At 72.3% G+C, this 19,491-nt stretch carries 18 protein-coding genes; 9 read left to right on the top strand and 9 right to left on the bottom strand.

What is annotated here, in order from left to right; translation table 11 throughout:
- Positions 1-168 precede the first annotated feature (168 nt).
- The 6 genes from CACI_RS15630 to CACI_RS15605 all read left to right on the top strand — a co-directional run bounded on the left by CACI_RS15630 (position 169) and on the right by CACI_RS15605 (position 8,588).
- Positions 169-4,170, top strand: a complete 4,002-nt coding sequence (locus tag CACI_RS15630; RefSeq protein WP_012787347.1) for a type VII secretion protein EccC — start codon at positions 169-171, stop codon at positions 4,168-4,170.
- A gap of 214 nt (positions 4,171-4,384) precedes the next feature.
- Positions 4,385-4,735 (top strand): WXG100 family type VII secretion target, encoded by a 351-nt coding sequence (locus CACI_RS15625; RefSeq protein WP_012787346.1) that lies wholly within the window; start codon positions 4,385-4,387, stop codon positions 4,733-4,735.
- Between the two features lie 42 nt (positions 4,736-4,777).
- Positions 4,778-5,080: a WXG100 family type VII secretion target gene (locus tag CACI_RS15620; protein WP_012787345.1), complete on the top strand. Its 303-nt coding sequence runs from the start codon at positions 4,778-4,780 to the stop codon at positions 5,078-5,080.
- A gap of 151 nt (positions 5,081-5,231) precedes the next feature.
- Positions 5,232-6,047 carry a hypothetical protein gene (locus CACI_RS45595; RefSeq protein WP_012787344.1) on the top strand — a complete coding sequence of 272 codons (816 nt, stop codon included), beginning with the start codon at positions 5,232-5,234 and terminating at the stop codon, positions 6,045-6,047.
- Positions 6,048-6,049: 2 nt separating this feature from the next.
- Positions 6,050-7,462 carry a hypothetical protein gene (locus CACI_RS15610; protein ID WP_012787343.1) on the top strand — a complete coding sequence of 471 codons (1,413 nt, stop codon included), beginning with the start codon at positions 6,050-6,052 and terminating at the stop codon, positions 7,460-7,462.
- Positions 7,463-7,559: 97 nt separating this feature from the next.
- Entirely contained in the window at positions 7,560-8,588 is a 1,029-nt protein-coding gene (locus tag CACI_RS15605; RefSeq protein ID WP_012787342.1) for a hypothetical protein, read from the top strand.
- Between the two features lie 186 nt (positions 8,589-8,774).
- Here the strand turns inward: CACI_RS15605 and CACI_RS15600 are convergent, their stop codons facing one another.
- Positions 8,775-10,331, bottom strand: a complete 1,557-nt coding sequence (locus CACI_RS15600; protein ID WP_223297536.1) for an MFS transporter — start codon at positions 10,329-10,331, stop codon at positions 8,775-8,777.
- A 124-nt stretch (positions 10,332-10,455) separates the two neighbouring features.
- Here CACI_RS15600 and CACI_RS15595 point away from each other — a divergent pair, with 124 nt between their 5' ends.
- On the top strand, positions 10,456-11,547 hold the full coding sequence (locus CACI_RS15595; RefSeq protein WP_012787340.1) for a sigma-70 family RNA polymerase sigma factor: 1,092 nt from the start codon (positions 10,456-10,458) through the stop codon (positions 11,545-11,547).
- 5 nt (positions 11,548-11,552) lie between these two features.
- Here CACI_RS15595 and CACI_RS15590 read toward each other — a convergent pair whose 3' ends face one another.
- Together CACI_RS15590 and CACI_RS15585 are read right to left on the bottom strand one after the other, a co-directional pair.
- Positions 11,553-12,803, bottom strand: a complete 1,251-nt coding sequence (locus CACI_RS15590; RefSeq protein ID WP_012787339.1) for an RNA polymerase sigma factor — start codon at positions 12,801-12,803, stop codon at positions 11,553-11,555.
- The gene (locus CACI_RS15585) at positions 12,803-13,129 is read right to left on the bottom strand and encodes a YciI family protein (protein WP_012787338.1); all 327 of its coding nucleotides are present in this window, start codon (positions 13,127-13,129) and stop codon (positions 12,803-12,805) included. Before CACI_RS15585 ends, CACI_RS15590 begins: the two co-directional genes overlap by 1 nt.
- A gap of 147 nt (positions 13,130-13,276) precedes the next feature.
- Here CACI_RS15585 and CACI_RS15580 point away from each other — a divergent pair, with 147 nt between their 5' ends.
- Together CACI_RS15580 and CACI_RS15575 are read left to right on the top strand one after the other, a co-directional pair.
- On the top strand, positions 13,277-14,017 hold the full coding sequence (locus CACI_RS15580; protein ID WP_012787337.1) for an SDR family NAD(P)-dependent oxidoreductase: 741 nt from the start codon (positions 13,277-13,279) through the stop codon (positions 14,015-14,017).
- A gap of 42 nt (positions 14,018-14,059) precedes the next feature.
- A complete protein-coding gene (locus CACI_RS15575) occupies positions 14,060-14,563 on the top strand; it encodes a low molecular weight protein-tyrosine-phosphatase (protein ID WP_012787336.1) in 504 nt (167 codons plus the stop codon).
- Positions 14,564-14,591: 28 nt separating this feature from the next.
- Here CACI_RS15575 and CACI_RS15570 read toward each other — a convergent pair whose 3' ends face one another.
- From CACI_RS15570 to CACI_RS52355, 6 genes are all read right to left on the bottom strand, one after another.
- Entirely contained in the window at positions 14,592-14,954 is a 363-nt protein-coding gene (locus CACI_RS15570) for a VOC family protein (RefSeq protein WP_041540267.1), read from the bottom strand.
- Positions 14,955-15,011: 57 nt separating this feature from the next.
- On the bottom strand, positions 15,012-15,722 hold the full coding sequence (locus tag CACI_RS15565) for a SanA/YdcF family protein (protein ID WP_012787334.1): 711 nt from the start codon (positions 15,720-15,722) through the stop codon (positions 15,012-15,014).
- A gap of 230 nt (positions 15,723-15,952) precedes the next feature.
- Positions 15,953-16,609 (bottom strand): MerR family transcriptional regulator, encoded by a 657-nt coding sequence (locus CACI_RS53860; protein ID WP_012787333.1) that lies wholly within the window; start codon positions 16,607-16,609, stop codon positions 15,953-15,955.
- 369 nt (positions 16,610-16,978) lie between these two features.
- Positions 16,979-17,449 carry a bifunctional nuclease family protein gene (locus CACI_RS15555; protein ID WP_012787332.1) on the bottom strand — a complete coding sequence of 157 codons (471 nt, stop codon included), beginning with the start codon at positions 17,447-17,449 and terminating at the stop codon, positions 16,979-16,981.
- 10 nt (positions 17,450-17,459) lie between these two features.
- Positions 17,460-18,728, bottom strand: a complete 1,269-nt coding sequence (locus tag CACI_RS51185; RefSeq protein WP_012787331.1) for a MerR family transcriptional regulator — start codon at positions 18,726-18,728, stop codon at positions 17,460-17,462.
- A 79-nt stretch (positions 18,729-18,807) separates the two neighbouring features.
- Entirely contained in the window at positions 18,808-19,347 is a 540-nt protein-coding gene (locus tag CACI_RS52355) for an FHA domain-containing protein (protein ID WP_012787330.1), read from the bottom strand.
- Positions 19,348-19,491: the final 144 nt, after the last annotated feature.

Below are 19,491 nucleotides of genomic sequence, written 5' to 3'. Positions count from 1 at the left end.
GTGTCGGGGGTGGAGGTCACAAGAGTCGTCGATGATCGGTTTTCAGGCTAGAGCGGGGCGCGGAGCTGGTGGACGGCAAAAGTACCCACCTGTCCGGAGTCCCCGGCGCCGTAAATTAAGCCCGCGCATATCGAGGCGAACAAGGATTGCGGGAGTGACTGAGCGGTGATGCCGACCACCCTGACCCCGCCCAGAGCGGCCGACCGGCAGCGGGGCGGGTCGCCGAACGGGGAGATCCAGCTGCAGGCGCCGCCGGTCCTGGCCAAGGGCTCGGGCGCGGGACTCAACCAGCTGATGTTCATGCTGCCGATGATGCTCGGCATGGGCGCCATGTCCTTCTACTCGATGGGCAGCAAGGGCGGCGCGATGACGTACGTCTTCGGCGCCCTGTACGGCAGCACCATGATCGGCATGATCCTGATGTCGCTCACCCGAGGCAGCGCGCAGAAAAAAGCACAGATCAACAACGAGCGCCGCGATTACCACCGCTACCTCGCCGCTCTGCGCGGACAGGTCCGCGACGTGGCCGCCGCGCAGCGCGCGACCCTGACCATCACCCGCCCGGAGCCCGACGACCTGTGGCTGCGGGTCGCGCAGGGCCGGGCCTGGGAGCGGCGCCGCACCGACGACGACTTCGGGCACGCGCGCGTCGGCCGCGGTCCGCAGCGCCTGGCCACCCCGCTGCGCGCCCCGCAGACCGCGCCGCTGGAGGACCTGGACCCGGTGTCCTCGGCTTCGCTGCGGCAGTTCATCCGCACGTACATGACCGTCCCGGACCTGCCGGTGGCGCTGTCGTTGAAGGCGTTCGCCTCGGTCTCGGTCAGCGGCGAGCGCGAGCTGACCCTGCCGTTGGTCAGGGCCCTGATCGGGCAGCTGGCCACCTTTCACGCCCCGGAGGACCTGAAGATCGCGCTGTGCCTGGCGGACAACCAGCGCCAGAGCTGGGACTGGGCCAAGTGGCTGCCGCACGCGCAAGCGCAGCCGGCGAACTTCGACGCGGTGGGTCCGGCGCGGCTCGCCGCCGGCGACCTGGGCACGCTGTCGGAGCTGCTGGGCGCCGACCTGGGTACGCGTTCTGCGTTCGGCGCCGGGCGCGCAGCCAATAGCGACAACCCGCACCTGCTGGTGATCGTGGACGGCGGCCGGACCTTCGGCGACACCACGCTGGCGCCGATCTCCGGGCTGCAGGGCGTCACGATCATCGACCTGGCCGGGCCGGAGCCGGCGCCGATCGCCCGGCCGTACCAGGGCCGGCTGCACGTCACCGGCGAGCGCATGGGCATGGTCGTCGGCGAGGGCAAGGACCGCCACCTGGAGTTCCTCGGCCACCCCGACATGATGGACGCCGCCACCGCCGAGGCGCTGGCCCGGCGGCTGGCCGGGGCGTATCAGGGCGCGCCGACGGCCGCGGCCTCCCCGATGTCGGCCAACTTCGGCCTGCCGGACCTGTTGGGCATCGGCGACCCGGAGGAGCTGGACGTCGCGCGCACCTGGCTGCCGCGCTCGGCGCGGGACCGGCTGCGGATCCCGATCGGGCTGGACCCGGAGGGCCGGCCGCTGGAGATGGACCTGAAGGAGGCGGCCGAGGACGGGATGGGCCCGCACGGCCTGGTGATCGGCGCGACCGGCTCGGGCAAGAGCGAGCTGCTGCGCACGCTGGTGGCGGGGCTGGTGGCCACACATTCCTCCGAGACGCTGAACCTGGCGCTGGTCGACTTCAAGGGCGGCGCGACGTTCGCCGGCATGGCCGGGCTGCCGCACGTCTGCGCGGTCATCACCAACCTGTCGGAGGAGCTGACTCTGGTCGACCGCATGGCCGACGCCATCAACGGCGAGGTGCTGCGGCGCCAGGAGCTCCTGCGGGAGAAGGGCAACTACGCCTCGGTCCGGGACTACGAGCGGGCCCGGGAGCGCGGCGCGGACCTGGAGCCGCTGCCGGCGCTGCTGGTCATCATCGACGAGTTCAGCGAGCTGCTGTCCAACCGGCCGGAGCTGATCGACCTGTTCGTGATGATCGGCCGCCTGGGCCGGTCGCTGGCGATCCACCTGCTGCTGGCTTCGCAGCGTCTTGAGGAGGGGCGGCTGCGTGGACTGGACGCGCACCTGTCGTACCGGGTCGGTCTGCGGACGTTCTCGGCGGCCGAGAGCCGCGCGGTGCTGGGCGTCCCGGACGCCTACCACCTGCCGTCGGTCCCGGGGTCGGCGTATCTGAAGACGGACACCGAGACGCTGCTGCGGTTCAAGGCGGCGTACGTCTCCGGTCCCATGCCGGCGCGCAGCCGCGGCTCCTCCGGCGGCGGGCATCGCAGGATCCTGCCGTTCACGCTGGAGCGGGTCGTCGACCACTCCGCCCCGCCGCCGACCGCCGAACCGGATCCCGCCGAGCTGCTGAGCCCGGCGGCCGGCGCCGGGCCGAGCATCATGGACGCGATGGTGGCCCGGCTGATCGGCAAAGGCCCGGCGGCGCACCAGATCTGGCTGCCGCCGCTGGACGAGCCGGTGTCGCTGGACGCCATTCTGACCAACCTGGGCCCGGACCCGGTGCGCGGGCTGTGTCCGGTCGGCTGGGCCGGGCTGGGGCGGCTGACCGTGCCGCTGGCGCTCGTGGACAAGCCCTTCGAGCAGCGCCGCGACCTGTTGTGGGTGGACCTGTCCGGCTCGGCGGGCCACACGATGGTGATCGGCGGTCCGCAGAGCGGCAAGAGCACCATGGTCCGGACCCTGATCAGCTCCCTGGCGCTGACCCACACGCCGGAGGAGGTCCAGTTCTTCGTCGTGGACACCGGCGGCGGCGCGCTGTCCTCGATCGCCGGGCTGCCGCACGTCGCCGGGTACGCGACCCGGCGCGACGGGGAGCGCGTGCGCCGCATCGTCGGCGAGCTGACCGCGCTGCTGGCCGAGCGCGAGCAGCTGTTCGCCCAGCACGCGGTGGACTCCGCGGCGGCCTTCCGCAACCGGCGCGCGGAGCTGGGCGCCTTCGCCCAGGACGGCCGGGCCTTCGGCGACGTGTTCCTGGTCATCGACGACTGGACCACGCTGCGCGCGGACTACGAGGCGCTGGAGGAGCCGATCACCGCGATCGCCCAGCGCGGGCTCGGTTTCGGCATCCACGTCGTGATCACCACCAACCGCGCGATGACCGTGCGTCCGGCGATGCGCGACATCATCGGCACGCGTCTGGAGCTGCGCCTGGGCGACCCCGGCGAATCGCTGGTGGACCGCCGGGCGGCGGCGAACGTCCCAGCCGGGCGTCCCGGGCGCGGCTTGACCCCCGACAAGCTGCACTTCCTGGCCACGCTGCCCCGCATCGACGGCGGGACCTCGGCCGAGACGGTCGGCGTCGGGACCGCGGACCTGGTCGCCCGGATCTCCGCGGCCTGGCCCGGCAAGCCCTCGCCGCAGGTCCGGATGCTCCCGGCGGCGGTGTCCCCGGAGGAAGTCAGGGCCCTGCTGCCCACGCCGCGCGGCAATCCGCGCGCCGTGCCGTTCGGGCTGTCCGAGGCCGACCTGCAGCCGGTGTACGTGGACTTCGACGCCGACCCGCACTTCATCGCCTTCGGCGACGTGGAGAGCGGCAAGAGCGGGCTGCTGCGCACCCTGGCGGCCGGCATCATGGCCGACTACACGCCCGAGCAGGCCGCGATCGCGATCGTCGACTACCGGCGCGGGATGCTGGACGCCGTCACCGGCGACCACCTGCTCGGCTACGCCGCCGCCGAACCGGCCACGATCGACCTGATCGGCAACTGCGCCGAGGCGATGCGCCGCCGGCTGCCCGGTCCGGAGGTCAGCCCCGAGCAGCTGCGCGACCGCAGCTGGTGGAAGGGCCCGCACCTGTTCGTGCTCGTCGACGACTACGAGCTGGTCGCCGTCCCCGGCCGCAACCCGCTGCTGCCGCTGCTGGAGTACCTGGCGCAGGCCCGCGACATCGGGCTGCACCTGGTGGTCGCGCGCGGTGCCGGCGGCGCCGGACGCGGGCTGTTCGAGCCGGTGCTGCAACGCCTGCGCGAGCTCGGGTCGCCGGGTCTGGTGATGTCCGGGAGCAAGGACGAAGGACCGTTGCTGGGTACCGTGAAAGCCGGCCCGCAGCCTCCCGGGCGCGGCGTCCTGGTGCACCGCCGCTCGGCTCCCGGTCAGGCTCAGGTCGCCTGGACGCCGCCGGCGAAATAGGTGAACAGCAGCGGGCTGAACGGCGGGATTCCGGCGGCCAATCAGTGTTCTGACGACGTCCAGCCCGACGCGTGGGTACTTGTGCCGTCGCCTCGACCGGCAGTTGTGCCGTGTGGTGGTAGTGCACAGATTCCCTAACGTATCGGTTATCGGCCGGAGAACCTGCTCCGGCCACCCCCAACCACGGGTTCCCAGACAGAAGGAGGTGGCCCTCGTGGCCGGTCCCGGTTTCCTGAGTGACGCCGCTGCGATGACGCAGGCGATCCAGGGCTTTACGGAGTGCGCCGCTAACGCGAAGAAGACCATGTCCGACCTGGAGAACGACCTGACCTCGACGCTGGCCCAGTACCAGGGCAGCCAGGCCATCGCCTTCTGGAACCTGCACACCGAGCTGCAGGAGCAGATGACGGTCGCCTCGCGCGAGATCGACGTCATGTCGGACCTGGTGAACAAGAGCTTCCAGAACTACGGCTCCGGCGACAGCCAGGTGTCGGACACCCTGCGCCAGCTCGCCGGCAGCGCCGGCAACAGCAACACCGTGCTGTCCCGCCTCGGCGGCGTCTGATCACCCACCACCGTCCGATCTGAAGAAGGGATCTGAGAAGACATGACCGCCGACCAGATCAGCGTCAATTTCGGCGCGCTGCAGTCCAGCGCGGGCTCGCTGTCCGCCAAGGCCGCCGCCCTCACCTCCTACCTGGAGGAGCTGCTGCAGTCGCTGCAGCCGATGAAGCAGACGTGGGTGGAGTCCAACTCCTCCGCCGGTGTCGCGGCCGACCAGGCCGAGACCAAGCTGCGCCAGGCGACGAACGACATCATCGCCACCATCAACCAGTTCTCGGCCAAGGTCAACGAGGCCCACGACCTGCAGTACGCGCTCGAGCAGCAGAACACGAGCTACTTCGCCTGATACGGACCGCCGTCGGGCACGGCGTACCCCCGACTCCGCCGGCGGGATCCCCCTCCCGCCGCCGGCCGTGCCCACGGCTCCGCCTCTGCTGTCCCACCGGCCTGCTGCGGCCACCCCAGCCCCGACCAAAATCCACCAGGAGCTGTGAGCGATGTCCGAGCCCTCGCCCGAACAGTCCTTCTCCATCCACCTGCAGTCTCTGACCGATTTCGCCGACGAGTTCACGACGCAGATCCAGAGTCTTCAGGCACCGATGGACCACCTAGCCACCATGTCCGGGACGCAGCCGCAGTACGGCGCCTTCCACGAGGCCTGGAGCCTGGGCGCCGGCGAACAGGCCGCCGTCGAGGAGATGTTCAGCCTGCTCGGGCAGGTCAAGACGGCGATCGCGTTCGCCGGGAACGTCACCGGCACGGTCGCCGACGGCTACAAGCACGCCGACGAGAACGTCGCCTGGGGTCTGGGCGGACCGCCCGGATCGACCTCCGGCGGCGGGTCCGACTCCGGCGCCTGGCAGAACAACGGCCACTACGAGCACCCCGGCCAGCAGGGCCAGTACAGCGATCCGACGCAGCACCACCACCACGGCGGCGGGAACAGCGGCCAGCACCACCAGGGCGACCAGGGCAGCCAGTACGGCCAGAACAGCCAGGGTTCGACCCAGGCCGCCCCGAGTCCCTGGGTCCCGAATCAGAACACGAGCGGACCGTTCGCCTCCCCGGTGAACGCGGTGCCGCTCGCAGGCGCGCTGCTGGGCGGTGCGCTGTTGGGCGGCGCCACCAAGTCCAAGTCCCACCAGCCGCCGGCGAACACCTCGGGGAGCGTCACCTTCGACACCGGCGCTGACAACCAGTCCGGCGCGCTGCCGTTGTGGACGCCGCCGCCGGACCCGGGCGCTTCCGCCGTCCCCGGCCAGGACGCCTCCTGGACCGCCACCATGCCAGGTTCCCAGCAGGGAGGTTCGTGACCGTGCCTACGTCTCCGACGTCTGAGGGAGTCACCGACTTCGCCCAGTACTCGCTGCCCCAGCTGACGCAGATGCTCTACGACAGCGACCCGGCGACCGGCACCACCACCGCCCAGACCTGGGACGCCACCGGCAAGATGCTGCACGAGCAGGCCTCGAACCTGGAGGGCCGGCTGCGCTCGTTCGACGGCGAGTGGCAGGGCACCGCCTCCGACGAGTACAAGCGCATGGTCACCGACCTGATCGGCGGTCTGCGCAAGGTCGCCGAGACCTCGCTGCGGATGCGCGACCTGACCTACGACGCGGTCGACTCGCTGGTCGCCGCGCGCGCCGCGATGCCGGCGGCGGTCGACGTCCCGGTGGTCCCGCCGGCCACGCTGGCGCTGGCCACCACGCCGCTGCCGATCGACGCCACCACCTCCCAGGCGGCGGTCGCGCAGATGCAGTCCGACCAGGCCAAGGCGATGTCGGCGGTGCAGGCGCAGCAGTCGGCGGTCAACGCCGCGAACTCCGCGCACGCCCAGGCGGTCGCCGTGATGACGACCCTGGCCGGCAGCTACGTGGTCGCGCAGGACCGCTTCCCCCCGACCCCCGGCGGCACCACGCCGACGGTGAACGGCACCGGCCCGGGCACCGGGCTCGGCACCGACACCACGCCGGTCGTGCTGGACGCCAACGGCGTCCCGGTCCTGGTCCAGAACCCGAACCAGAACCAGAACCCCAACCAGACCCCCGGCTCGCCGGCCACACCCGGCCAGCCGGACCAAGCCTCCTCCTCGCTGTTCGGCGACATGTTCACGGTCGGCCTGGCCGCGGCCGCGGCGGCGGCCGGCGGGAAGTTCGCCACCGGCATCGGCACGACCACCGGCCTCGGCGGCGGCACCGGCACGGGCCTGGGCGGCGCGAACAACGGCGGACTGCCGCTCGGCGGACTGCAGCAGACGACCCCGATCACCGGACGCCTGACGCCGGTCGCGAACCCGAACACCGCCAAGTCCGACGCGGCCGGCAAGAACGCCGCCGTGGACGCCGCCGGCGTGCTCGGCGGGCGCTACCTGGCCGGCAAGTTCGGGGGCGGGGGCGGGGGCGGCGGCTCGATCGGCGGTGTCGGCGGACTCGGCGGCGCCGATCCGTCGGCGGCCAAGGCGGCGGCCGACGCCGCGCAGAATCTCACCGCGGCGGAGACCGCCTCGGCGGCCAACAGCTTCGGCGGCGGCGCGCTGGGTGCCACCGGCGCGGCGGCGGCCGCGGCGAGCCGGGGCGGGATGATGCCGATGATGCCGATGAGCGGCATGGCCGGCGCCGGCATGGGCGGCGACGCCAACCGGCGGATCCCGGCGTGGCTGGTCGAGACCGAGGACGTCTGGGGCGCCAGCGCCCCGGTCTCCCCCGGTGTCATCGGCGGCGATCTGTAGATCTGTAACAGCTCGGAGCGGATCCTCGGCCCGTCCGGTCCACCGTCCTTATGTCCCCTTGTCTCTGTGTCTCTGTAGTCTTTGAGAGGGAGCGATCATGTCGACCCAGATCGGGAGCAGCACGCTCCCTCCGTTCACCGTCTCCGCCCCCGGGGTCCAGACGGCGCTGGCGCAGTTCCAGTCCATGACCGGCAGCTCCAATTCGACGGTCAGCGCCGTGGAGACGCTGGTGCTGGACGCGATGAGCTTCGCCGGCATCGGCTCGGCGGTCGGCAGCGCGAACAACAGCCTGCACACGCAGCTGGTCGGCAGCCTGGGCAAGGTCGTCAGCTTCGTGGAGACGCTGACCGGCGCGATCACCACCGTGCTGAAGGACTACGAGGCGCTGGATCAGAAGACGGCTGACAGCTACAAGAGCCTGTCGCTGGCCGGCGGGACCACGGCGCAGACCGCCGCGCAGACGACCGGGACGACGGCGACCACGCCCGCGACGACCCCGGCCCATCCGACGACAACTCCGGCGACCCCCGCCGCCGGCACGCACCAGCCGCTGCCGAACGGCTTCGTGACGCAGCTGATGCAGTCCGAGGGCTCGCACGGCAACCAGGGCGGCGTCGACGAGGTCTACGGCTTCCGCCAGAGCAGCCACAACGGCTACGACCAGATCATGGCCGCCCGGCAGCAGTACGGCCAGGGCAGCCCGCAGGAGCAGGCGGTCGTCGCGGACCTGCTGAGCCGGCACGCGGACCAGGCCGGCGCGCAGGACTTCACCGACCCCGGCATCCGCGCCGCCATCGCCTCCAGCGCCCACATGCGCGGCATCGGCGGCACCCGGGCGATCCTGAACTCGATGGCCACCGGCGACACCCCGACGACATCAGCGGGCTCGGTCTCAGCGGACAACATGGCCGCCCTGCAGCAGATGACACCGGACCAGTTCCAGCAGTCGTTCCACGACGCGCGCATCACCTACGACCAGACGGTCTACGGCAACACCACCACCCACGTCCACGGCCAGGCCATGACCTGGTGGCAGGCCTACGGCAACGGTCTGACCACGCGGTACAACCGCGAACAGACCCAGTTCGAGGGCTATTCGCAAGCTGCGCAGGGCGGCGGGCAGTAAGGGGGCTATTCGCCCAGCTGTCCCTGTGCGGGCGGCCCGCGCGGGTATCGCGGCCTCGCCCAACGGTCGTGGCCGGTCCGGGGGTTCGGACCGGCCACGACCGTTTTCTGTTTCCCACAGGGACACGACCGCCGGCCGCCGGCGCAAGGTGCGGCGCTCAACCGGGCTGCGCCACCCGCGGAGGTCTCAGCGGGCTGCGATCGGCTCGCGCCCTGACGGCTCGGTGGATCCCGAGGTCCCCGAGGACCCTGTTGTCGCAGAACCCGCAGAACCCGCAGAGCCCGCAGGACCAGCAGGACCAGCAGGACCCGCAGGACCCGTACCGCGCAGCCGCGGCAGCAGCAGCGCGGCGACGGCTCCGACCGCCGCGAGCGCCGCGCCGACCGAGATCGCGGCGGTGAATCCGTCGGTGAAGCGCTGCACGCTCGCGTAGCTGCCGGAGGCGGCGAAGACCGCGACCGATACGGCGGTCCCGAACAGTGCGCCGAACTGGCGCAGCATGCTGAACACGCCTGAGGCCTGGCCGATCTGGTGCGGCTGCACCGCGCTGACCACGGCCTTCTGCGTCGGCGGGATGCCGGTGGACACCCCGGCGCCGCTGAGGACCAGCGCGGGGACCATCGCCAGGTAGGCGGCGTGGTGGTCGGCGAGTAGGGCGATGGCGACCAGGCCGAGCGACTGGACCGCCAGACCGGTGGAGACCAGGCGGCGCTCCCCCAGGCGGTCCGCCAGTCGTCCGGAAAGTGGGCCGAAGACCAGGAGCGTCGCTGAGAACGGCATCATTCGGACCCCCGCGCCGAACGGGCCGTAGTGCAGGACGGTCTGGTAGTACTGCGCCAGGAAGTACAGCTGGGCGTACATCGCGCCGGTCATGGTGAAGCTCGCGACGTTGCCCGCTGAGAAGGCTCGGTGCGTGAAGAAGTGCATCGGGACCATCGGCGCCGGGACGCGCAGTTCCCAGAACACGAACGCGACCGTCAGCACGACGCCGATCGCCGCCGCGCCGAGCGTCTCCGGCGAGAGCCAGCCCGCGTCGTTCCCCCGGACCAGCGCCCACACCAGACCCAGGACGCCGCCGGTGGTGAGCAGGACGCCGACCAGGTCCAGACGTGCGCGCGGGCCTTGAGGCTGTCCCGGATGCTGGTGCGTCTCGGACATCTTCAGCAGGACGCCGGCGATGACCAGCACCCCGACCGGGACGTTGACCCAGAACAGCCACTGCCAGGCGAGTCCTTGCGCCACCACGCCGCCGACGAACGGGCCGCCGGCGGTGGCCAGGCCGATGATGCCGGCCGAGACGCCCATCGCGCGCCCGCGCTCCTGCGGCGGGAACGCGGCGCCGAGCTGCGCTATGGCCAGCGGCATGATGACCGCGGCGCCGACGCCCTGGACGGCGCGCGCCGCGATCAGCTCGGCGACGGTCGAGGACAGGCCGCAGGCGGCCGAGGCGGCGGTGAACAGGGTCAGACCGCCGACGAAGACCTTGCGGCGGCCGAAGCGGTCGCCGAGGGCCGAGCCGGTGAGCATCAGCACGGCGAAGGTGAGGATGTAGGCGCTGACGGTCCACTCCAGCGCCTCGACGGAGGTGTTCAGGGACTTGCGGATAGTGGTCAGCGCCGTGGTGACGATGGTGCCGTCCAGGGCGATCATGAAGGCGGCCAGCGAAGTGAGGGTCAGGACCCAGCGTTGGGCCGCCGTCATCGGCGGCTTTCGGTCGGCGTCGGTAGCCGGTGTCGTACTCATATCGGTGCTGACCCGCCCCGCCGGCGGAAGTGGGCGCCGATCCACCGCCCACTTCCCGGGTCCGGGCGAGTCGGTACCGCCGAGGGCACGTTCGTGCCAATCTTGAGGCGCCGGGAGACTGCGGATGACCATCGTGACGACCATGACGACCATGACGATGACGACGACCACGACACCCGTGACACCCGAGGCGGACCCACCGACGGCAGGGAGCGAGATGCGGGTCGAGGACGACTTCGTCCGGCTGGCCGACCCCTTCCGGCCGGAGATCCTGGCGCACTGCTACCGGATGCTCGGCTCCATCCACGACGCCGAGGACCTGGTCCAGGAGACCTACCTGCGCGCCTGGCGCTCCTACGAGGGCTTCGAGGGACGCGCGTCCCTGCGCACCTGGCTGTACCGCATCGCCACCAACGCCTGCCTGACCGCGCTGGAGCACCGCGCGCGGCGTCCCCTGCCGGCCGGCATCGGCACCCCGCACACCGACCCCGAGGGCGATCTGAGCGCGATCCCGCCGGAGATCACATGGCTGCAGCCGTTCCCGGACGTGCTGCTGGACACCGGGGTGTCCGCCGCGGCCGGCGCCGACCCGGCCTCGGTCGTCGCGGCCCGCTCCGGCCTGCGCCTGGCGCTGGTCGCGGCCCTGCAGTACCTGCCGCCCCGCCAGCGCGCGGTCCTGATCCTGCGTGACGTCCTGGGCTGGCGCTCCGCCGAGGTCGCCGCGCTGCTGGACCTCACCGTGGCGGCGGTCAACAGCCTGCTGAAGCGGGCCCGCGCCCGGCTCGCGGAGGTCGCCCCGGACGTCGAGGACGTCGCCGAGCCCACGCAGGCCGAGCAGCGCGAGATCCTGGACCGCTGGGCGAAGGCCTTCGTCGAAGCCGATGTCGACACCCTGATGAAGCTGCTGACAGAGGACGCGGTCTACGAGATGCCGCCGCAGCCGATGTGGTTCCGCGGCGCGCCGTTCCTGCGGCGCCTGCTGACCTTCCGCCTCGGCATGCACGGCAAATACCGCAAGATGATCCCGATCCGCGCCAACGGCCAGCCCGCGTTCGCGGTGTACTCCGGCGACGACGACCGCCTCCTGGCCGCCGAGTCGGTACAGGTGCTGACGCTGCGCGGCGGGAAGGTCGCCCGGGTGACGACGTTCCGGACGCCGGGACTGGTCGCGGTCGCGGGCTTCCCGATGGAGACGGAGCTGGAGAACGAGGACTGATCCACCTACCCCAACTGATCCCGCCGCCGCGTCAGATAGGCCGTCTCCCCGGAGTTCCCCGCCAGCTCGATCGCCCTGTCGTACGCCGTCCGCGACTCCGTGCTGCGGCCAGTGCGCCGCAGCAGGTCGGCGCGCGCCGCGTGGTAGGCGTGGTAGCCGTCGAGCCGGTCGCCGAGGCGGTCGATCGTCGCCAGGGCAACCTCCGGGCCGTCGAGTTCGGCGACGGCGATGGCGCGGTTCAGGGCGACGATCGGTGAGGGGTCGATCCGGACCAGCTGGTCGTAGAGGGCGACGACCTGCGACCAGTCCGTGTCGCGCGCGTCGCGGGCCGAGGTGTGGACGGCGTTGATCGCCGCGAGGATCTGGTAGCGGCCCGGCGCGATGCCGCTGGCCAGGCGTTCGCGGACCAGCTGGTGCCCCTCGGCGATCAGGGCCCTGTCCCAGGCTCCGCGGTCCTGCTCGTCGAGGGAGACCAGTTCGCCGGTCGCCGAGACTCTGGCGGGGCGGCGGGCCTCGGTGAGGAGCATCAGCGCCAGCAGTCCGGCGGTCTCGCCGTCGCGGGGCAGCAGGGTGCGGATCAGGCGGGTCAAGCGGATCGCCTCGGCGGTGAGGTCCTGGCGGACGGGGTCGGTGTCGGCGCCGGTGGCCAGGTAGCCCTCGTTGAAGACCAGGAACAGGACCGAGAGCACGCCGGTGACGCGGGCCGGCAGGTCTTCGGCCGACCGGACGCGGTAGGGGATGCGCGCGGCCTTGATCTTGCCCTTCGCGCGGGTGATGCGCTGCCCCATCGCGGTCTCCTGCACCAGGAAGGCGCGGGCGATCTCGGCGACGGTCAGGCCGCCGAGCATGCGCAGGGTCAGGGCGACGCGGCTCTCCATCGCCAGTGCCGGGTGGCAGCAGGTGAAGACCAGCCGGAGCCGTTCGTCCTCGATGGCGCCGACCGGCTCGGGCGGGTCGTCGTGGAAGAACACCTGAGCCTCCTTCTGCTTGTCGCCGCGCTTGGCCTCGCGGCGTACCCGGTCGATGGCCTTGCGCTGCGCGGTGGTGGTCAGCCAGCCGCCGGGGTTGGGCGGCACGCCCTCGGCGCGCCAGTGCTCGACGGCCGCCGCGAACGCCTCGGCGGCCGCCTCCTCGGCGACGTCGAGGTCGCCGAAGCGCCGGGTCAGGGTGGCGACCACCCGGGCCCACTCCTCGCGGTGGGCGCGGGTGACAGCGGCGTGGACGCCGTCGTGGACGGCCTCGCTCGGTTTCCCCATCACAGGAACGGCCGCACCTCGACCCGCCGGTTGCACGCCCGAGACCCCTCGGCGGCGAGCTTGAGCGCAACGTCGAGGTCAGCGGCCTCGATGACCCAGAAGCCGACCAGGAACTCCTTCGACTCCACATACGGACCGTCGGTGAAGATCGGCTCCCCGCCGCCCCGGTGGTCGATCACCGTGGCGTTGACCGGCTCGCCGAGCCCGCCGGCGAAGACCCAGTGCCCGTCGGCGATCAGCTTGTCGTTGAACACGTCGATCGCCGCCTCCTCTTCTTCCGTGGCCGTGACCGGACCCTCGCAGAGCACCGAAACCAGATACTGCATCGCGAACCATCTCCTTGTCCGTCGCCGGCACCCCTTCGGGCTGCCTCTCATCTCTCCTACGAACACCGCCGACCGGATCCGACACCGGCCCGGGAAATTTTTTCACCTTCCAAACTGGCAGACTGAGCGACCGTGAAACCGGGTGCGATGACGGAAGGCGCCGTGCTGCTGCTCGGCGGCCGCAGCGAGATCGGGCTGAAGGTGGCCGAGCGCCTGGCCGCGGGGCGGACCGTGGTCCTGGCCGCGCGGCGCAGCGAGGCGCTGGAAGCCGAGGCGGCGCGGGTGAAGGCGGCCGGGGCGGCGGACGTCCACCGCGTGGAGTTCGACGCCGACGAGGTCGCCGCGCACCCGGAGCTGATGACGAAGGTCTTCGCCGACGCCGGGCCGGTCGGCGTGGTGGTCGTGGCGTTCGGCATCCTCGGCGACCAGGAGCGCGCCGAGCGGGACCCGGCGCACGCGGTGCAGGTCGTGCACACCGACTACGTGGCCCAGATCAGCATCCTGACCGTGCTGGCCACCCTGCTCAAGGCCCAGGGCCGCGGCGACCTGGTGGTCTTCTCCTCGGTCGCGGGTCTGCGCGTGCGGCGCGCCAACTACGTCTACGGCTCGGCGAAGGCCGGTCTGGACGGTTTCGCCAGCGGCCTCGGCGACGCGCTGCACGGTACCGGCGTCCACCTGCTGCTGGTCCGCTCCGGCTTCGTCGTCGGCCGGATGACCGAGGGCATGAGCCCGGCGCCGCTGTCGAGCACGCCGGACCAGGTCGCCGACGCGGTGGTCGGGGCGCTGCGCAAGCGCCGGATCCGGGTGTGGGTGCCCTGGGCGCTGCGGCCGATGTACTTCGTGGCGCGGCTGGTGCCGCAGGCGGTGTGGCGGCGGATGCCCCGGTAGGTTCGGTAGATCGCCGCGCCAGAACCGGGGAGAATCGATCACATGTCCGACGCCACCGCCCGCGGCCCGTACCGCGTGACCTTCGTCTGCACCGGCAACATCTGCCGCTCCCCCATGGCCGAGCACGTGCTGCGCAAGTACGTCGAGGACGAGGGCCTGGACGCGATCGTGGACAGCTCCGGGACCGGCGGCTGGCACGTCGGGGACACGGCCGACCACCGCACCGTCCGCGCCCTCCGGCGCCACGGCTTCACCTCCGACCACGCCGCCCGCAAGTTCCAGCGCGGCTGGTTCGACGACTACGACCTCGTCATCGCCCTGGACGCCGGACACCTGCGCGAGCTGCGGGCCCTGGCCCGCACCGACCAGGACCGGGACAAAATCAGGCTGCTGCGGTCCTTCGATCCCTCGGCGGGCCCCGACCTGGACGTGCCGGACCCGTACTACGACGACGACGAAGCCTTCGAGCACGTCATGGACCTGATCGAGCGCGCGGCGCCGGGCATCGTGGAGGAGATCCGGCGCGGGCTGAAGAGCGCCGGCTGAGCGGCCACGCTCACTGTGCTCACGGTGATCACGGTCCCAGCAGATCCCGCGCCACCGGATGCCGCGGCTCGTACAGCCCGAGCGTGGCGCCGCTCGGCAGCGGGATCCACGCGCGGACGCCCCAGCGCGCCTCGGACCGCTCCCCCACGGTGTGCACCCCCTTGGCCGCCAGCACGGCCAGCGTCGCGTCCAGGTCGTCGCACATCAGGTACAGCTCGCTGGACGGCGCACCGCCCTCGGCCGGATGCACCCCGAGCTCGGCCGGCGGCAGCTGGAAGATGAGCCACCCGCCACCGGCGTCCACATGGGGGAAGCCGAGCACGTCCCGCAGGAAGGCCCGATCGGCGTCCGCGTCGGTGCTGTACAGGATCGCGTGCGTGCCGGTCATCATGCCTCGACGCTAATCCGACCTTCGCACTCCGGCATCCGTAGGCGCGCGCCGCCGGGTTCATCCCGGCGAGCTGCGCGCGCCCTTCGCCGCCGCGAGCGCGGTCGCCACGCTGGTCTCCTTCTTGCCGAGCACCGGCTGCGGCTGGAACACCGCCTGTCCCCAGGCCTTGATGCCCGCCAGGACCTCGCGCGCCGAGTCGTTCACCAGCTCGTCCTCGCCGGCCGCCGACTCGCCGGTGTCGGCGACGCCGTAGGCGTCGATGCCGGCGGCGCGGCACAGCAGCAGCGCGCGGGGCAGGTGGAAGTCCTGCGTCACCAGGGTGGCGTGGTCGACCCCGAAGATCTTCTTGGCGCGCTCGCAGGAGGCCCAGGTGTCGAAGCCCGCGAAGTCCCGCACGATCCGCGCCGCCGGCACTCCGCGCTCCACCAGGTACTGCCGCATCGCGGACGGCTCGTCGTAGTCCGGCTGGGAGTTGTCGCCGGTCACCAGGATGACCGTCACCTTGCCGCGCCGGTACAGGTCCAGGGCGACGTCCAGGCGGCGGGACAGGTACGGCGAAGGCCTGCCGCCGGGCGCTCCGGCGCCGAAGACGATCGCGACCGGCTCGTAGGGAACCGCGGCCGCACTGCGCTGATAGGGGGACGCGTAGGCGTGGACGGCGGTCACCGGCGCGAACATGAGCACCACCGCGAGCGCCGCCGCCTGGTACAGCCGGCGCTGGCTCTTGCGGGTCCGGGGCAGCCACCTGCGCGGCTGGATGCGGGTCACGTCAGGTAGACGCGGAGCGGCGGGGCGCGGTTGCGGGCGCGGGCACGATTGCGAGCACAGTCGCGGGCTCAGGCGCAGTTGCGGGCGCGATTGCAGGCACAGTTGCGGACGCGGTTGCGATTGCGGACACAGTTGCGGGCTCAGGCGCAGTTGCGGGCGCGGTTGCGATTGCGGGCGCAGTTGCGGGCGCGGACATGGACACAGTTGCGGACGCGGCTGCGGCTGCGGTGTCAGACCGCTCTTATCCGCCGCCGGCGGGCCAGTTCGTCCACGTCCTGCGACGCTCCCGGCTCGTCGCCGGAACCGTTGCCGGTGGTGCTCGCGGCGGCAGGGCCGGCGGCGGCTGCTCCGCTGGGGATCTCGCCGCCCTCGCCGGCGCCGGGGAACTGCTTCAGCGTCCCCTCGACCTCGCGGCAGACCGCGTCCACCGCGATGCCGAACACGCCCTGGCCGCCCTGCACCAGGTCGAAGACCTCGGTCGGGGACGTGCACTCGTACACGCTCGCGCCGTCGCTCATCAGGGTGACGCCGGCCAGGTCGGCCTCGCCGCGGGCGCGCAGGTAGCCGACCGCGATCCGGATGTTCTGCAGCGAGACGCCGGTGTCCAGCAGCCGCTTGACGATCTTCAGCGCGATGATGTCGCGGAAGCTGTACAGCCGCTGCGACCCCGAGCCCGAGGCGGACCGGATCGAGGGCTCGACCAGCGCGGTGCGGGCCCAGTAGTCCAGCTGGCGGTAGGTGATGCCGGCCGCCGCGCAGGCCGTCGGCCCGCGGTAGCCGGCCTGCGAGCCCGGCGGACGGTGCGCGCCGGAGGCCGGCAGGTCGCCCGGTCCGACCGCGCGCGGGAACCCGCTCCCGCTCACAGCGCCCGTCCCGGTCATGTGCATGGCCTTCCGCTTGAAGAGCCCCGATGAGGGGACCCACGCCGATCCGTGCTGTCGGGAAAGATCCCTCGCCCGGATTCCTTGACGTCGATCAGTCTCCGCAAACCCCCGACACCGGTCCGCGATCGGCGCTCCGGCCTCCGACGGCCGGCCCGGGCCGTCCACGGCCGGTCTGTCTTCGACCGTATGCGCGGCACCGGGCACCGGTCAACGACATCGCCCGGCGGGCTCTGGGCGTGTCTTCGTGAATCGGACTATCCGACCTTCGCGGCGGGCGCGCCGAGCCGGTGCGGCGGCCCCGCGACGAGCCGCGCGAGCCGACACCAGCCGACACCAGCCGACACCAGCCGCACGAGCAGGGTCCGACCCCGCTCAGGCGCCGAAGTCCTCCGGGGAGACCTGATCGAGGAATTCGCGGAACCGCTCGACCTCGACCTCGTCCTCCTGCTCGTCGGGAATCAGGATGCTGCTCTCGGCGAGGACTTCCTCGGCGCCGTAGATGGTCGCGCCGGTGCGCAGCGCGAGCGCGATGGCGTCCGAGGGGCGGGCACTGACCTGCAGGCCGCCGTCGAAGACCAGTTCGGCGTAGAAGACCATGTCGCGCATCGCCGTGATGCGGACCTCCAGGAGCTGCCGGCCGAAGGCGGCGAGCACGTCCCGGAACAGGTCGTGGGTCAAGGGGCGCGGGGGCGTGACGCCCTGCTGGGCCAGCGCGATGGCCGAGGCCTCGTTGGCCCCGATCCAGATCGGCAGATACCGCTCGCCGCTCACCTCGCGCAGCAGGACGATCGTCTGGTTGGACGGCATCTCGACGCGGACGCCGACGACGTCGAGTTCGTTCACAGTGTCCACCCTATCGCGACGCGGGCCCGCCGGGCATGCCGGGGTTCCTGGAAGATGCCCGGGATGCCGGGACGGACGGGGTCGGTGAGGCGTCGGCGGAGGTGGGCGGGGCAGGCGCCGGGACGGACGGGACCGGCGCCGAGGGGGCTGAGATCTGCGGGATCGGCGCGATCGGGGCGATCGGGGGAACGGCGGCCGCGACGGGGGTCTCGGCCGCGGTCGGGGCTGCCGCCGCGGCAGAAGAAGCGGAAACCGCGGTCGCGGCCGCGGCCGCGGCGCTGTGCGAGCCGTGGGCCGCCGCAGCCGCGCCGCCGCCGCTCCCGGCCAGCTCGGCCCGCAGCAGCGCCCCGTAGAGCTTCACAGCCGCCGCTGAGGCCTCCGCGGTCCGGCCGGCCGCCCGGGACGCCGCCGCCTGCCGTCCGGCGCCGGTGACGCCGTCGTGGCGCCGGGTCGGCAGCAGCGTGCCGAGCAGCCCGGCGGTGTTGCGCGCGCCGGTGAGCAGGGGACGCAGATGTCTGGGTTCGAGCCCGTATTCGGTCAGCGCCGAGGCGGCGCGCGCGATGATCACCGCGTCGCCGCCGTAGTCCTCGGCGTTCGGCACCAGGCCGTAGGCGATCAGGTCGGCGAGGAAGGACCCGGACACGCCTGCCGTCCGCGCCAGTCCGTCGCGGCTCAGATGGAGCTCGCCGACATCAGATCGGGCAGCCACGAAGAACTCCGGATCGGCGACCGTGACGGCCCGGGGATGGGGAAGCGGCGGCAGGGGCGGCGTCAGGGTGGACGGCGGAGGCAGCCGCGGACGGTCGGGCGCTGCTGCCGCCCGACCGGATTCCGCTCCGGCAGGACTTTCCGCGGCATCCGCGCCACCGGGGACGCCGTTCTCAGCCGGGGTGCGTTCCCACCGCGCAGAGCGCTCAGAGCGCCCCGAGACCGCGGCGGCGGCGGTGTCGGTGGCTGGATCCGTCCCGGCGGCCGGCTCGGAGCCGGAGGTCAGCGCGGCCACTATGGCGTCGGCGTCCCCGGCGGTGACCCGAGGGCCGTCGGCCGCCAGGTGCTGCCGGATCACCTTCAGCGGCAGGTACTGGTCGCGCTGCGCGGCCAGGACCCAGCGCAGCTTCTCGACGTCCTCCTCGGTGAAGCGCCGATAGCCCGCCGGAGTCCGGCCCGGGCTGATCAGCCCGCCGCTCTCCAGGTAGCGGATCTTGGACACGGTCAAGTCCGGGAAGTCCGCGGCCAGCCGGCCGATGACTTCGCCGATGGTGAGCGCCTCGCCGGACACGCCGCTCTCCTCACCTCTCCTGCCGGCCCCCCTGGCCCGACCGTCGCCGGCCTCGGCCGCGGGGCGCGGCCGGGGCGGCTCAGCCCTTGTGGAACACCAGGCGGTACTTGCCGACCTGCACCTCGTCGCCGTCGCGCAGCAGCGCCTCCTGGATCAGGTTGCGGTCGACGTAGGTGCCGTTCAGGCTCCCGACGTCGCGCACCAGGAAACCCTGCGCGCTGCGCGCGAACTCGGCGTGGCGGCGGGAGACGGTGACGTCGTCCAGGAAGATGTCGCTGTCCGGGCTGCGCCCGACGGTGGTGACGTCGGCGTCCAGCAGGAACCGGCTGCCGGCGTTCGGCCCGCGCCGCACCACCAGCAGCGCCGAGCCGGCCGGGAGCGCGGCCAGCGCCTCGCGGTCGGCCGGACCCAGTCCGACCCGCTCCGTCTCCTCGCCGCCGACCTCCGCTTCGGCGGCTGCTTCCGCACTGACCAGCGACATCGTCGAGGTCCGCTCCGCCGCTCCCTCGGGCACCAAGGGGTCACCCGGAAGCGGGGACTCGGCCAATGCGGTGCCGCAGTGCGAGCAGAAGCGGCTCCCCGCTTGGTTGGCGTTCCCGCACCTGGTGCAGAACGGCATGTCGTGGGCCTCCCGGAGTATTCACTGTGGCGGTTGTGGCGTCCGCCTGCGTTGGTCGCAACTTATGGGGCGCCTCTCGTCGAGGTCAACCGGAACGCGCCGAGATGCCACCTCTTCACACGACCGACGTCCCAACCATCCCCC

The sequence above is a fragment of the Catenulispora acidiphila DSM 44928 genome (assembly GCF_000024025.1).
GTDB classification, from domain to species: Bacteria; Actinomycetota; Actinomycetes; order Streptomycetales; family Catenulisporaceae; genus Catenulispora; species Catenulispora acidiphila.
Note: the sequence above shows the minus strand (reverse complement) of the source record. Positions and strands in the feature narration are given on the sequence as shown.